Origin of the sequence: Binatus sp. (SeqCode) (genome assembly GCF_049584895.1) — a bacterium.
Taxonomy (GTDB): Bacteria; Desulfobacterota; Binatia; order Binatales; family Binataceae; genus Binatus.
The window spans coordinates 16,990-31,565 of sequence record NZ_JBAUYR010000082.1 but is presented as its reverse complement, the minus strand read 5'-3'; the positions used below and the strand labels follow the sequence as shown (position 1 = coordinate 31,565).

General features: G+C 60.7%; 13 protein-coding genes and 1 pseudogene. 1 reads left to right on the top strand and 13 read right to left on the bottom strand.

Going from position 1 to position 14,576, the window contains the following annotated elements; genetic code table 11:
* The 12 genes and pseudogenes from WB650_RS14620 to WB650_RS14565 all read right to left on the bottom strand — a co-directional run.
* A pseudogene (locus tag WB650_RS14620) lies at positions 1 to 541 on the bottom strand (hypothetical protein); the annotation flags it as partial.
* Between the two features lie 116 nt (positions 542 to 657).
* On the bottom strand, positions 658 to 978 hold the full coding sequence (locus WB650_RS14615) for a hypothetical protein (RefSeq protein WP_423960973.1): 321 nt from the start codon (positions 976 to 978) through the stop codon (positions 658 to 660).
* 1 nt (position 979) lies between these two features.
* On the bottom strand, positions 980 to 1,585 hold the full coding sequence (locus tag WB650_RS14610) for an SCO family protein (RefSeq protein WP_422306106.1): 606 nt from the start codon (positions 1,583 to 1,585) through the stop codon (positions 980 to 982).
* A gap of 23 nt (positions 1,586 to 1,608) precedes the next feature.
* Entirely contained in the window at positions 1,609 to 2,046 is a 438-nt protein-coding gene (locus WB650_RS14605) for a Fe-S-containing protein (RefSeq protein ID WP_422306104.1), read from the bottom strand.
* 43 nt (positions 2,047 to 2,089) lie between these two features.
* A complete protein-coding gene (locus tag WB650_RS14600) occupies positions 2,090 to 3,052 on the bottom strand; it encodes a Gfo/Idh/MocA family protein (protein WP_422306102.1) in 963 nt (320 codons plus the stop codon).
* Positions 3,033 to 3,848 carry an LpxI family protein gene (locus tag WB650_RS14595; protein ID WP_422306100.1) on the bottom strand — a complete coding sequence of 272 codons (816 nt, stop codon included), beginning with the start codon at positions 3,846 to 3,848 and terminating at the stop codon, positions 3,033 to 3,035. Before WB650_RS14595 ends, WB650_RS14600 begins: the two co-directional genes overlap by 20 nt.
* Positions 3,841 to 4,623 carry an acyl-ACP--UDP-N-acetylglucosamine O-acyltransferase gene (lpxA, locus tag WB650_RS14590; RefSeq protein ID WP_422306108.1) on the bottom strand — a complete coding sequence of 261 codons (783 nt, stop codon included), beginning with the start codon at positions 4,621 to 4,623 and terminating at the stop codon, positions 3,841 to 3,843. Before lpxA ends, WB650_RS14595 begins: the two co-directional genes overlap by 8 nt.
* Before the next feature lie 8 nt (positions 4,624 to 4,631).
* Complete coding sequence (gene fabZ, locus WB650_RS14585) at positions 4,632 to 5,093, bottom strand: 3-hydroxyacyl-ACP dehydratase FabZ (RefSeq protein WP_422306098.1); 462 nt, start codon at positions 5,091 to 5,093, stop codon at positions 4,632 to 4,634.
* A gap of 33 nt (positions 5,094 to 5,126) precedes the next feature.
* Positions 5,127 to 5,777 (bottom strand): OmpH family outer membrane protein, encoded by a 651-nt coding sequence (locus WB650_RS14580; protein ID WP_422306096.1) that lies wholly within the window; start codon positions 5,775 to 5,777, stop codon positions 5,127 to 5,129.
* 176 nt (positions 5,778 to 5,953) lie between these two features.
* Positions 5,954 to 8,377 (bottom strand): outer membrane protein assembly factor BamA, encoded by a 2,424-nt coding sequence (gene bamA, locus WB650_RS14575; RefSeq protein WP_423960969.1) that lies wholly within the window; start codon positions 8,375 to 8,377, stop codon positions 5,954 to 5,956.
* A gap of 169 nt (positions 8,378 to 8,546) precedes the next feature.
* Positions 8,547 to 9,281 carry an ABC transporter ATP-binding protein gene (locus WB650_RS14570; RefSeq protein WP_423960967.1) on the bottom strand — a complete coding sequence of 245 codons (735 nt, stop codon included), beginning with the start codon at positions 9,279 to 9,281 and terminating at the stop codon, positions 8,547 to 8,549.
* Positions 9,274 to 10,554, bottom strand: coding sequence for an FtsX-like permease family protein (locus WB650_RS14565; RefSeq protein ID WP_423960965.1), 1,281 nt, complete (start codon positions 10,552 to 10,554; stop codon positions 9,274 to 9,276). The genes WB650_RS14570 and WB650_RS14565 overlap by 8 nt, the downstream gene beginning before the upstream one ends.
* Positions 10,555 to 10,793: 239 nt before the next feature.
* Here WB650_RS14565 and gspD point away from each other — a divergent pair, with 239 nt between their 5' ends.
* Entirely contained in the window at positions 10,794 to 13,520 is a 2,727-nt protein-coding gene (gene gspD, locus WB650_RS14560) for a type II secretion system secretin GspD (RefSeq protein ID WP_423960964.1), read from the top strand.
* 115 nt (positions 13,521 to 13,635) lie between these two features.
* On the opposite strand, the gene menA is transcribed toward gspD, so the two are convergent.
* On the bottom strand, positions 13,636 to 14,574 hold the full coding sequence (menA, locus tag WB650_RS14555; protein ID WP_422303479.1) for a 1,4-dihydroxy-2-naphthoate octaprenyltransferase: 939 nt from the start codon (positions 14,572 to 14,574) through the stop codon (positions 13,636 to 13,638).
* Between the last annotated feature and the right edge of the window lie 2 nt (positions 14,575 to 14,576).

Below are 14,576 nucleotides of genomic sequence, written 5' to 3'. Positions count from 1 at the left end.
GATCGGTGCTTCCGGTGCCAATTTGCGTATCCCGATCGTAGGGTGGGTAGGTCCACTGGCCGCTCGGGACCTTGACTCCCGCCATCAGTCCGGTAGACATGTCCTCCGACAGACCCGTGTACATTCCCTGGATCCGGATATCGCCGATCGAGTCGTCCTGGTACCAATGGATGCCGGCGTTGTCGCCGTCATACGCACCCTTGTAATAGCGCGACCAGTAGGGCACCTCGAGCATCACTCCCCAACTCCGATTGAACATGTACTGTCCGCCGACCTCCATGAAGTTCGTTCGGATGTACTTATCGTTGTTGTAGAACTCGGAGGCTGGCTGGGTCGCGTGCCAGTTTATGTACTGATCCATGTATTCGTATTGAAACCATACTTGGCCTCCGGTCCCCTGCGGAATCAGTGCTTCGGTATCTACCTCGAAGACTCCACAGCCGCATGCACACGCCCGGACCAGGCCTGGCGTTAGACCGATTACGAAAATCGTCGCCAGCAACACGCGTCTGGCCTCGGAGAAGACCTGACGCCCCGACATTTGATTCCTCCGCATAACCATCCATCCCGGCGGCCTGAGGCCGCACCGTTAGCACGCAGAACCATCGAGGTCCGCGAGCTGTCGTCCGTCACAAAAGGAAATTTAAAAGTGCCCTGCTAGCAGAACTGCTTGGGCGGAGGCGGATCGGGAGTATCGGCGAGTTTACTCTTCAGAATGGGAACGAATTGAGCTGCCACTTCATGCGAAAGAACCTTCGTGCCGACGGCCGGCTGCGCCGGGCGCGCGATCGGCACGACCGCCGGAGCATTTTCGAGCGATTGCAGCGGATGACAAATGTCCATCGAGATGCTCGGCCCCGACTGATCGGAAATCACGATCACACCGATCGATGGCAGGCTCGCCATCACCATGACCAACGCCATCGCGGCGGCGATTTGCCGAATCGAAGCGCGGTCGATCTTGGGTGCGATCGTCATATCAGCCCCGTGCGCGCTCGACGTCGGCGACCACTGCGTCAGGGCTCACGTCGAGCGCGTTGTACTGCCGAATCTGATGGCCGTCGGGACCGATCAGGAATGCCTCGATGGAATGCGTAATCGATCCATCGCTCTCGCGCGTCCGGCGCAGTTTGAATAACGCGAGCACCTGGTCGATTTTCGCGGGCGGCCCGGTCAGAAAGATCCAACCAGTTTCGCTTGCGCCGTGGCTCTGAGCATACTTCGCAAGTTCGGCTGGGCTATCATGCTCGGGATCGAGCGATATTGAGACAATTCTGATGTCGGCTCCCAGAGCCGGGCCAAGCTTCTGCGCGATCGCCGCCATCTTCGCCGTCAGCATCGGGCAGGTCGAGGCGCACGAGGTGTAAATGAAATCGATCAGCACCGGCTTGCCCTTCAGCGATGCGAGCGAGACCGTGCTTCCGTGTTGATCGATCAGACTCACGTCGGGCAGGCAATTATTCTCATTGGCCGCCGGATAATCGCCTCGTGCTTCCCGATTGCCGCATGCCGAAAGAGCAAGGAGTGCCGCGAGACTGACTATCCCAACGACGCGGCTGTAGTACTTTAGGCCAACATCAAACATATCTATCAATAGCTACTCGGATGTCAGAAATACCCTCGTGCCGCCTTTAGATCCGCGGTCTTGATGTGCACGATTCCGGCATCGTCTTGATGCGGCAGGCCGATAGGCACGCACGACGCCTTGCCTTCGGCCATCCTCTCTATTGGGTAATGGTTTCCGCACACCCGGCAAATCAGTTCGCCGCCGCCCGCCCGGTAGCCTTTATGGAACGTGAAACATTGGCGGCATGCGTCGAACACCGACCGCACCTTGCCGTCGTTGCCGCGCGCGAGCACGAAGCGCAACTGCTTGCCGGCATCGTCGGTATAGCAAAAAAGTCGAGCGCTGCCCGGGCGTAGCGCCAACGCGTTGATCGCGACGTCGTCAACGCCGGTCACCATGGTGCACTCCGAGATCGCGGTGAACGTCAGAAACGCAGCCCCTGCCGCGAGCATTAGACCGGCTAGAATTTTGAGTTTCATGGAACGCATGGCGGATCAATGCTGTCGCAGCGTACCGCAGGCGTCAAGGCGCGACCGAGTCGGTCAACATCACTTGCTTGATTCGCTCGGTTAGTTCCATCACGCGCAGTCCGTCCTCGGCACTGACGGCCGGCGTGGACCGGCTGCGAACGGACTCGACGAACGCCTTGACCTCGTCGGCCAGCGGATCGCCCTCGCCGAAATCGATCTGTTCGGCCGAAATTGTCGGGAACTGCGCGCCGCGCACCGGCGGAGTCCTACGGAAAATCTGGATGCTGCGAGCTTCGTAATCGACCGAGATGTACGCGTCAGGCTGAAAAAAGCGAATCTTGCGCTCGCGTCGCGCTGACACGCGGCTCGAGACCAGATTTGCGATCAGACCGTTCTGGAAGCGGACGCGCGCGTTTGCCAGATCGATTCGATCGGTGAGAATCGCGACGCCGACCGCCTCCAGCGACGCTACCTCCGACGGCGCCACCGACAGGATCACGTCGAGATCGTGCACCATCAGGTCGAGCACCACGTCGACGTCGGTGCCGCGCTCGGTAAACGGCGCGAGCCGATGGCATTCCACGAAGCGCGGATTTTTCACGATCGAATGCAGATGCACGACCGCCGGATTGAAACGCTCGAGATGGCCTATTTGCAGAACGCGCCTGCTGGCCGATGCGAGCGCCGCCAGATCGCGCGCCTGCGTCAACTTCTCCGCCATCGGCTTTTCCAGCAGCACGTCAATGCCGGCTTTCAGCATCGCGGACGCGATCTCATGATGCGTCACGCCGGGCGACGCGACCGTCACAAGGTCCACCTTGCCGACGAGCATCCGATAGTCGGCTAGCGGCGTCGCGCCAACTTCCTTCGCGAGCGCGCCGACCCGCTCGGCGTCGATATCGACCACGTGCGCGAGCGTGATTCCCGCAATCGCGGCGTACTTGCGCGCGTGCAGAGTGCCCAGCCGTCCCGCGCCAATGACAGCGGCGCGCAGTTCAACCACGGTTTTCCGCATAGCCGTATATCGTCACGTTTTTCGAGCGCGCCAGTTCGAGTGTGCGATCCCGTTCGAGAATCAGCGCGACTCCCGCTTCGACGCCGATCATTGCCGCACCGATCTCAGCAAGCAACTCCACCGTTGCCGGGCCGATCGCCGGACGGTCGAAGCGCATGTCCTGACCCGGTTTCGCCGCTTTCGCTACGACCAGTCCAGCGCCGACCAGCGCGGCCGCGCGGCGCAGCGCGGCGTCGGTTCCCTCGAGCGCTTCCACCGCGGCGACCATTCCGTCGCGAACCGCGACTGTCTGTCCGATGTCGTAGCTGCCGAGGCGCCGCGCGACTTCGAACGCAAGATCGAGATCGCGCCGTTGAGCAGGACTCGGATCGGGACCGGCGCCGACGCCGGCGCGCGCGAGCCAATGTTCGATCATCGGCACCGGATCGATCATCTTGATTCCTTCAGCTTCGACTTCGCGAGCGACCCCGCGCAGCACGGCGTCGTCACTGAAGCGCCCGATTCCTGCGAGCATCTTCAGCGCGCGCGCATCGGGTGCGAACGAGTCCTTCAGGCGCGCGCGTGAGATGCCGCCGGCCATCGCGGCTTCCGACACTCCGGCGTTTTTGAAGACATCGACAATTTTCTGCAGCTCGCCGACTTTGATCCAAGTGACTTCGTTGGCAATAGAATCGAGCGCGCGTTCGCTTTCATTGAGGTGCGCGACTGCGATGATTTTTGTTCCGCGCGCGCGGGCGGCGCGCGCTACTTCGAGGGGGAAGACGCCGTTGCCTGCGATGAGCCCGAGCTTATTCACGCTCGCGGCCAACGACTCCGCGCTTCGAGTTGTTTATGAAATCGACCAGGCGGCGAACCTCGGAAAAGTCGCCGTATTCCTCGAGAGTCCTAGCGATCGCTTCCTCGCGCAGCAGCTTCGAGAAAAAGAGGATGCGGATGGCCGACTTCAGCGCCGCAATTGTTTCCGGCTTGAAGCCGCGCCGTTGCAGGCCGATATCGTTGATTCCAGCCAGCCGCGCACGCTCGCTGCCCGCCACCATCGAGTACGGCGGCACGTCCTGCGCGACCTTCGCGCCCGCCGCCACGATCGCGTGAGTGCCGATGCGGGTGAACTGATGCACCCCGACCTGGCCCTCGCAAATCGCGTACTCCTCGATAACGCAGTGGCCCGCGAGGCCGGTGGACGCCGCGAGGATCACGTGGTCGCCGATAATGCAGTCGTGCGCGACGTGCGCGTACGTCATGACCAGCGTGTGGCTGCCGATCTTCGTGATCATCCCGCCGCCTTCGGTGCCGCGGTGAACGGTGGCGAACTCGCGAATCATGTTGTCGTCGCCGATTTCGACGACCGACGGTTCGCCCTTGAATTTGAGATCCTGCGGTTCCGCGCCTATCGCAGCGAACTGCCAGATGCGATTGCGCTGGCCAATCGTGGTATGGCGCTCGATCATCGCGCACGGACCGATCACGCTCCCCGCACCTATCCTGACGTCCGGTCCGATCACCGCGCCCGCGCCGACTTCCACGCTAGTGTCGAGTTCGGCGCCCGGGTCGATGACCGCAGAAGGATGGATTCTCCCCGCTATCGAACTTGCTCCTTGACTTCCATCGCGGACAATTCCGCCTCGGCTGCCAGCTCGTCGCCGACGCGCGCCACCGCATGCATCCGCCACAACGGTCGATGAAATTTCAAAATTTTTACTTCCATCCGCAGTTGATCGCCCGGGATGACGCGCCGCCGAAATCGCACTTTGTCCAGCCCGGTCAGCATGAACAGGCGCGTCGGGTCTCCGCCGACTTCATTGAGCGCGAGGATCGCCGCGGACTGCGCGAGCGCTTCGACGATCAGTACCCCCGGCATCACAGGATGCTCCGGGAAATGGCCGGCGAAATACGGCTCGTTGAAACTGACGTTCTTGATCGTTACGACACGGCCCTTGCTCAGCTCGAGGATGCGATCGACCAGCAGGAACGGGTAGCGATGGGGCAGCAGCCCCAGCACGCGTTCGAGCTCTGAGACTTTGGTTTCGTGGTCGTCAGGCACCGGGAATTACTTCGCGTAATCTCGTCGAGCAGCTTACTTCGAGATGGTCGACTTCTTGGCCGCCTGCGATCCAAAATCCGACGGCTCCGAGTCACCCGGCTGATTGCTCTGGATGCTCGCCGACCTTACTGCGCCGCCCGGACCTTCGCCGACGCTGCCTATCGGCACGTGCATCGTGTTGTAGCTGCGAATCACCTGGTCGGTGATATCGATACTCGGCGCGCCCCAGAGGATCGATCCCTTCTCGAACACCATGGTGTAACTGTCGCGCTCTCCCAGCGTGCGGATGACCTGGGCGAGGTCGTGCACGATCTTCGCGGTGACCTCCTGATCCTTCGCCTGCAGCTCGTCCTTCGAGTCCTTGTAGTCGCGTTCGAAGTTCTTGAGCTTCTCCATGTACTGGTCCTGCAGGCTCTGGCGCTGATCCGGGTTCATCAGCATGCCCTTTTTTTCCATCTCGTCTTTGAGCGACTGGACTTCATTTTGCTGGCGCTGCAGACGCCCCTCCAGCGAGGTGACACGGCCCTGGAAGTCGGCCTTGGCTCGTTTGCCGGCGTCGCACTCATTAAGCGCCCGTTGCACGTCAACGTAGGCGAACTTGAACTCGGCGTGCGCGGGAACTGCCGCAAACGTCACCGCAAGGAACGCACCGAAAATCGCACCGATGAACAACCGTTGCCTCATACAGCCCGGAAAGCCTCCTGTTGACTACCTAACGACCCAGCGAAGCAGACTCGCATGGATACGCGACTCGTTGCCTTGTGAAATATACACGATAGTCCTTCGACCAGCATTAAATCCAGTTGTGCGCGTCTGCTCGTCTTCGGCTGTCAAAGAATTCATTGTGGCGCCTGACGAAACTACAGCGGCGATCCGGCGCCGACTTCGAATACCGTATGCTGGTCCGCCGGCCGCGGGTTGAGCGGGAAAGCGATATCCACCGCCAGCGGCCCGAACGGCGATTTCCAGCGCACGCCAATTCCGGCCGACGCCTGCAGCTTGGTTATGTCGAGCGAATCCTTCAGCAGGAACGATTGTCCCGCGTCGCTGAATAGAACGCCGCGAATGCCCAATCCCGACAATATCGGGAACGTGATTTCGTTGCTCAGCAACAATTCCTTGCTGCCGCCAACGTCCTGCACGCTGAGCGGCGTTCCATTCTGGCTGAAAATAGTCACCTGCGGCCCCAACGAATAAAGCTGATAGCCGCGCACGTCGCCCGGTCCGCCGACGCCCCCCGGGAAGAATCGCTCGTAGAGTGGCAATTCGCCGCCGGTCCCGCTTTCCAGGTTGGTCCCGATGCCGTAGGTGACTCCCTGCGACACCACGAACGTCCCCAGGGTCTGGCTCTTGAGGAACGGATAGAAATACCGGAAATGAGCGACACCCTTGATGAACGAATTGGTGCCGCCGAGTCCGCCGAACTGCAAGCTCAGACTCTCGACCGTGCCGGTGCGCGGATCGGTCGGATTGTCCACCGTGAAGCGCCGAATCGTGGGCGTAATTTGGGAAGTCTGCGTATAGCCTTTGTAGCGCGCGATTTGGAAAGTTGTGAACTCGTTCAGCCCGGTGATCCCGATGCTCTGAAACGAGTAGCCGATTCCGGCGGTTATATCCTTGAGCGAGAATGGGCCCAGCTTCTTGAAGCCGAGCTCGGTCAGCGGATACGTCGTCGTCAAGGTGAAGCCGGCGGACGACTGGTTGAAGCTCAGCAGATAGGTTTTGTTGTCAAATAACTGCAGGCCCACGGCCAGCGGGATATCCAGGAACCACGGCTCCGTATAGCTGATACTGTAGTTCTGGAACAGGAAACCGACCTGCGCGTTCGCTACCAACGATTCGCCGCCACCAAACAGATTGGTGTTGCCGAGCGTGAAATTGCCAAATATCGATTGATAGCTGTCGAAACCGCCCGCCACCTGGAACGACGCGGTGTTCGCCTCGGTCACGTTCACGTTCAGATTTATCTTGTCGGGCTGCGACGCCGGGGCAGTCGTGATGCGCGTGTCGCTGAAGAATCCCAGCCGTTGCAGACGCGTCTGCGAATCGCGGATCTCCTCGGCGCTGTACGGCTCCTGCTCCTGCAGCTGGATCTCGCGCCGAATTACCTTGTCCGAGGTCTTGGTGTTGCCGCTGATATTGATGCGGTCGATCAGCACTTCGTGACCGGGATTGACCACGAATGTGACGTTGACCCGCTTGTTGGTGCGGACCAGCTGCGTGCGCGGATCGACGTTGACGTAGGCATAGCCGCGGTTCGAATAGAAATCCGACAGCGCCAGTATCTGCCGCTGCAACGACGATCCTCGAAACAGTTGCCCGCTCTTCATGGTCAGCTGCTTGCGCAATTCCCGGCGCGGGAACTTCAGGTTGCCTTCGATGTCGATCCTGCCGACGCGGTAAGGCGTGCCCTCGTCGATATTAATCACGATCGTGATCTTCTCAGCGTTTCGGATTATCTGCGGCGGCGCGATCTGAACGTTCAGGTAGCCGTTGTCGTAATAAAATGCCGTCAGCCGATCGACGTCCTCCTGAAGCTTCTTCGGGTCGAGCGCGCCCCATCCCGTTATCCAGCTGAGCAACTTGCTGTAGGGCCGCGTCTCCATGTTGTTGGCCAGAACCGTGGACGAAAACGCGTGATTGCCCACGAACTGAATCTTGGTGATCTCGACCTTCGACCCCTCCACCACGTCGAACTCGCCGAACGCCGTGTTGTCGGGCTGCGGGATTGCCTTGAAGGTCACCCTGGCGTCGCTGTAGCCCTTGTCCGCGTAAACCGCGGTGACATCGTTGATGGTCTCCTTGACCGCGACCGGATTGAGGATCGTCCCCGGATGCAGCTTGGTCGCGGCGACTACCTTGTCGTCGTTCGAGCGGATCGCCTTCATCCCGTAGAACTTGACGTCGGTTATCTGCGGGCGCTCCTTCACGTAGTACACCAGCACGTTCTGCCCGCCCTGATTCACGACGTGCGCGCTCACGTTCGAGAAGAATCCCAACCGGTCAATCGACTTGATGTCCGCGTCGACCGCATTCGGATCGAGCGGCGCACCGACCTGCTGCGTGATGTGGATTCGGATCGCGTCTTCCTCGACGCGTTGATTACCGACTATCTCAATCTTGGAGATTATCGGTTGAGCCTGCGCACGCGCGACGGACGGCCCGAGTATCGCCGCGACCATCAGCAGTATCAGCGCAAAGTTCGCGGCCAATAGCGCTCGATGCGGACAGCGTAGCCCGCAGAATAACGGCGCGCGCGGCGTGCGCGCGTTGAATTTTTCCAATGTCACTCAGACCCACCAAAAACGCGACCAAACTAGCCAATCGCTTCCGCCATGTAAACCAAACCCCCGCCAGCGCCTAAAGTTTTACGAACAGGACTTCAGTAAACCGCTCAAAGTAACGCAGTAGAAAACTCGATTGTCCACTTCCCACGCGAGCGGCCAGGATCTCTTAAGCACGCCGCTCGTCCACCAACTTTCCTTCAAGCAGTCGCAGCGCGCGCCCGACGCTGCGGGTTAACTGCTCGTTATGAGTCGCTATCACCAGCGTGATTCCCAGCTCGCGATTGAGCTTGTGAAAAAGATCGTGCACTTCAGCCGCCGTATGCGGGTCGAGATTGCCGGTCGGCTCGTCCGCCAACAGCAGCCTGGGCCGCAGCACCACCGCGCGCGCCACCGCGACGCGTTGCTGCTCGCCGCCGGACAGTTCCGCCGGCCGGCGTTTGAGCTTATCGCCCAGGCCCACGATTTCGAGCATTTCGGTTGCGCGCCGGGTCGCCTCCGCCTCGTCGATACGGCCGATCAGCGCCGGCATCATCACGTTCTCCAGCGCATTGAAGTCCGCCAGCAGGTAATGGAACTGGAACACGAAGCCCAGCTTCAGGTTGCGAAACTCCGCCAGCGATTTCTGATCGAGCGCGAACAAATCCTCGCCCTCAAAATAAACTTTGCCCGCGGTCGGCTCTTCGAGGCTCCCGATTATGTGCAGCAGAGTGGACTTGCCGGTTCCCGATTGCCCGACCACTGCGATTTCCTCGCCCGCCTCGACCTTGAGATCGAGATTGCGCAGCACGCGAATCTCGCGATCGGCGTCGTAGAATGTCTTGTCGAGGCCGCGCACCTCGATAAGACGCCCCGTAGCAGCTTTCGGTTTCGCTTTCGTGGCCGCGGCGCGCGCTTCACTCATAGCGGATCACCTCGACCGGCCGCAGCCGTGCTGCCTGCAACGCCGGGTAGACCGACGCCAGCATGCACAACGCTATTGTCGCCACCGCCACCAGCACGAAGTTCCATGGATTCAACTCCACCGGCACATTGCTCACCATGAACATGTCGGCCGGCAGATGAATCAAATGATACTTGCCGATCAGGAACGACGTCACGAACCCGGTTCCATCGCCGATAATCGTGCCGATCACGCCCACCGCCGCGCCTTGCCACAGAAATATCAGCGCGATCGACGTCGCCATCGCACCCATAGTGCGCAGGATGGCGACTTCCTTGCGGCGCTCCATCACCTGCATCACCAGGGTCGCGATAATATTGAATGCCGCCACCAGCACGATCAGCAGCAGCACCATGAAGTACGTGAACTTCTCGAGCTTGAGCGCGGCGAACAGCGGCGCGTTGGCCGTGGTCCAGTCTTTCACCTCGAAATCAGGCCCGGCCATCGCGGCGATCTTGTCGCGTATCGCCGGCGCATCGAACATATTGGCCAGCCGCAGCTCAAGTCCGCTCTCGAGCGAAGCGTCGTCAGCGAGCAGCGCGCGTCCGTCCTTCAATGCGACGAACACCAGCGTCGAATCGAAGTCGTACATGCCCGAGTGAAAGAATCCCGTCACCACGAATCGCTTGAGGCGCGGCGGCCCGATACCAGCTCCCAGGCTCGCGGGCGAAATCAATATCACCGGATCGCCCGGTCTCGCGCCCAGTTCGTACGCGAGCGACTTGCCGAGGATCGCGCCGGGCAGCTGGACGACCCGCTTGACGCCCTTGTCGACGATCGTCACCGGATGCGTCGTCTCGAGATCGTCAAGCGACCCGACCTCGAGCGTGTCTTTCAATTCCTTCAGCACCCCGTTGTCATGCGGCTCGACCCCGCGGAGAATTCCGCCCGAGACGAGACCCGGCGCGCCCGAGTCGGTGCTCGAGACCGCCATTACCTGCGACGTGACGTATGGCGCCACCGCGACCACTCCCGGTATCGCAGTGATCTTCTTCTCGAGGTCGCCCGGATTCCACACGCCACCATCGGAGCGTTCGATGGTTACCTGCGGCGTAAACGCGAGCAGCCGCGCGCGCAGGTCCTGCTCGAATCCGCTCATAACGCATAATGCGACCGACAGCGTGAAGGTCCCGATCGCGATCCCCGCAAGCGAGATGAACGCGATCACCGACACGAAGCGTTCACGCCGCCGCGCCAGCAGATATCTCAGTCCAATCAGGAATTCGTAGCGCAACCTGTCACCTTCGCGGTCGGGTTCTCACTCTAACATTTTTTACTTTTTTACCAATTTGGGCCACCGCGCACTCGCGCTGCACGGCGAAATGTCTTTTTTCTTTGTTCGATTGAATCAAATCGAGTTGAGAATCGTCATAGTCGCCGAGCCTCGTGACATTTGCAACAATTCCGGGTTGCGCTGTGCGGCGGTCGTGAAATATGCTCACCGTCGCTTTGACCCGAAATGCGGAGGATCGCATGAGCCGTTTTTTGCTTGGGACCCTGACCGCAGCACTGCTATTCGCCACGCTTAATCTTCAAACCCCCGCCTTGGCTGTCGAATCCGCAGGGCTGCCTCCTCAGAACACCATTACGATGAACTTTCAGAACGTGGATATTCCCGTTCTCGCCAAGTTCATCTCCGAGATAACCGGCCGCAACTTCATCATCGACGAATCGGTGCGCGGCAAGGTTACGATTATCTCGCCGAGCAAGGTCACTCCCGAGCAGGCCTATTCGATCTTTCAGTCAGTGCTGCAGGTGAAAGGCTTCACCACCGTTCAGGCCGGGAAGATCATCAAGATTGAGCCCGCGCGCAACGTCCGCTCGAACGCCGCGCTTACTACCTCGCAGACTCCCGCCGAGACCAGCGGCGATGAATACGTCACGAGAATGGTGCGGCTTAAGAATATCGACGCCGCGTCCATCATCGGCGTCATCCAGCCGATGATCTCGCACGACGGCCTGGTGGCGGCATTTCCCGGAGATAACACCGTCATCGTCACTGACGATGCTTACAACGTCCAGCGATTGGTCCAGATAATCGGCGAGCTCGACGTGCGCGGCGAGCAGGCCTCGATCGTAGTCATTCCGCTCAAGCTGGCATTTGCCGGTGAGCTGGCGCCCGAGATCGATCAGCTCATGGCAGCGAAGATGGGAGCCGCCAGCAGCAGCAATCCCCAGCTGATACGGCCGCAAATGGGCGTTGCGACGTCAGCCACCGGCCCCTCGCTCGGTTACAAAGTGATTCCCGACGAACGCACCAATTGCCTGATCGTGATGGCGCCGCCGCTACAGATGCGCGAGATCCAGGACATCGTCTTCAAGCTCGACGTCGTGCCTCCGCTGGCAACCTCGCGAATCCACGTCTATCGGCTCAAGAACGCTCAAGCGCTCGAGATGGTCCAGGTGCTTAACAACCTGCTTAATGGGGGCAGCGGACCGACCACGCTCTCGCCCACCACCGGCAAAGGATCGCTTGGCCGCTCGAGCTTCAACGACGCCGCCAGCGGCATGGGCAGCTCGGGTTTCGGCGGAATGGGCGGTGGTGGGATCGGCGGGATGGCCAGTAGCGCAAGCTTCGGCGGATCCAGTGGCGGCGGCGGTTTCGGCGGTTCAAGCGGCGGCGGCGGCTTCGGCGGTGGTGGAGGCGGGCTGCGCAGCAAAGGCTCGATGAGCGGTGCAGGCGGCAGCGGTTCCTCGTCGGCCAGCTCACCCGGCAAGAACATCGATTTCTCCTATCCGGTAAATGTCACTGCTGACCCTGCCACCAACGCGATGGTTATCAGCGCGTCGCCGCAGGATTGGCAGACCCTCAAGCAGATTATCGACGACCTCGATACTCCGCGCGTCCAGATTTTCGTGCAGGCTGTTATCGTCGAGGTTTCCGCTGAGCGCCAGCGTGAGTTGGGCGTCAGTTTCTATTCCAACGGTATCGGTGGCGGAAGTGTGTTCGGTGTCGGCGCGCTAAATTTTGGACAGCTCCAGAATACGCTGGCCGACCCGCTCTCAATCACCGGCCTTGGCCTCGGCCTCGCCGGGAACACGATGTGTACGATTCCTGCCGCGGCATTAGCGGTGGCTTCAGGGAGCGCTGGCACCGGAACAGGGACCACTACCGGCAGCCTCAAACTTCCTTGCGACGTCGCGCTCATGACTGCGCTTGAAACCGACACTCACGCCAACGTGCTCTCCGCACCGACGCTGCTCACCGCTGACAATGAAGAAGCGATGATCGTCGTCGGACAGAACCTGCCGTTCGTCGGATCGGCGTCGGCCAACGCGGGATTGCCCGGACAAATCTTCAACTCGGTCGACCGCCAGAACGTCGGCATCACGCTCGACATCGTGCCGCAGGTTTCCGAAGGCGACTACGTCAAGCTTGACCTCTACGAGGAAGTTTCCAACGTCGTCAACGGCACCCAGAACGCGACGCTCGGGCCCACGACGACGATCCGCTCAGCTTCGACCACCGTGCTGATCCAGAACCATCGCACCGCGGTAATCGGCGGCCTGCTCGCGAGCCAGGATCAGATTAACAACCAGGGCGTGCCGTTCATCTCGAGCATCCCGGTGCTCGGCAACCTGTTCAGCAGCAAATCGAGCGACAAGCAGAAGGACAACCTGATCGTTTTCCTGACGCCGCATATCGTCCGCAACAAGAGTGAGCTGCGCGAGCTCGCGCTCGACGAACGCCAGCGTTTCGTCAACTCGCTCGGCCGCAAGGAAATTCACGATATGCCGGCGTCGCAGATTCGCGAGATCTACAAGCCGAGCTTCTCGATTCCGGTTTCGCCCGCAGCCGACCTGAACGCACCATACAACGGTCCTGCGGCTCCTCCGGGACCTGAAAATCCGGGCGCAGCGTACGAGTCCTCGCCGTCGGGCAGCAGCGCCGATACTCCCTTCAACACCACCGAGATCGGGCCAACCTCGATGAACTCGACGCCGCCGGCAACGAGCCCTGCTACGCCGTTCTCGACTACAGGTTCTGTAAGCGCTGCGTATCCGGCGCCGATCGGCAGAACCGGCAGCGACCCTACGACCTCGGTGACGATGGGAAGTCCGCCGCCGTACCCGACCACCGGCGTTAGCAGTACGGTAACGCCGCTTGATCCGGGCGCCGGCAAAGTCTCGGCAGGACCAGGCGCAAGCGGCAGTGTTGCAGATTCGTCGGGCGGCGTGACGCCCGGCATCTCGCCGTAAGCACTCGATCTAATTTTTCGTCGGGTCGGGGAAGGGCCAGCCGGTCGAAAAGTGGCCGGCTGGTTAGTCTTGCAGCCTTGGTCGCGTGGCGTAATTTTCCTTCCACACGCAGCTGTCACCAGCCGGCGAACGCTGCGATCAGAAATGCCGCGATCATCACCAGCCCGAACTCCATGTGGAGCTGGATCGATCGAAAGAGACCAAGGTTGAGCTTCTTCGGATCGGTCTCGCGCGTCATGATTCGAACCTGATCGAGCGCGCGCGGGATCGTTATAAACACTGCCAGCGCGATCCACGGAAGCGCGTGCAGCACAATCGCAACGATCGTCGTCGCGTACGCCGCAACGTCCAGCGTGATCAGCTCGTAGTTCGCGCCCGCACGTCCCAGGATCGTCGCGAGCGTTCGCTTTCCATGGCGAGTGTCGCTCTCGATGTCGCGAATATTGTTGGCGTGCAAAATTCCCGCGACCAGGAATCCAAGCGGTATCGATGCCCAAATCGCGGACGGTGAAAAGTGCATCGCCATCACGAAGTACGAGCCGATAACGATCGCGGGTCCCATGAAAATGAAGACCGTCAACTCGCCCAGCGCCACGTAGGCGAGCGACACAGGGCTCGCGGTATAGAAGTACCCGGCCGCGATGCTCGGAATTCCGATCGCGAGAATCGGCCACCCGCAGAGGTAAACGAGCACCAGGCCAATAAGCGCTCCAATCGTGAAGGCAGCGATTCCACCACGCCAGACTTGGTCGGCACTCAGCAGGCCGCGCTGAATCACCATGCTCGGCCCGAGCGACTGCTCACTGTCGGCGCCGCTGCGGAAATCGTAGTAGTCGTTGATAAGGTTGGTGCCGGCCTGAATCGCCATCGCGCCGACCAGCGCGAGAATCATCCGTCCCAGCGAAAAAAATCCCTCGCGCGCGGCCACCGCAACTCCCAACAGTACCGGGATCGCCGCCGCGCTCAGCGAAGGCGCCCGAATCGCCTGAATCCAAACCGCGATCGCACCGGGCCGAGCCCCGCCACCGTGAGTAATAGCACCAGCTTCTGCCATAA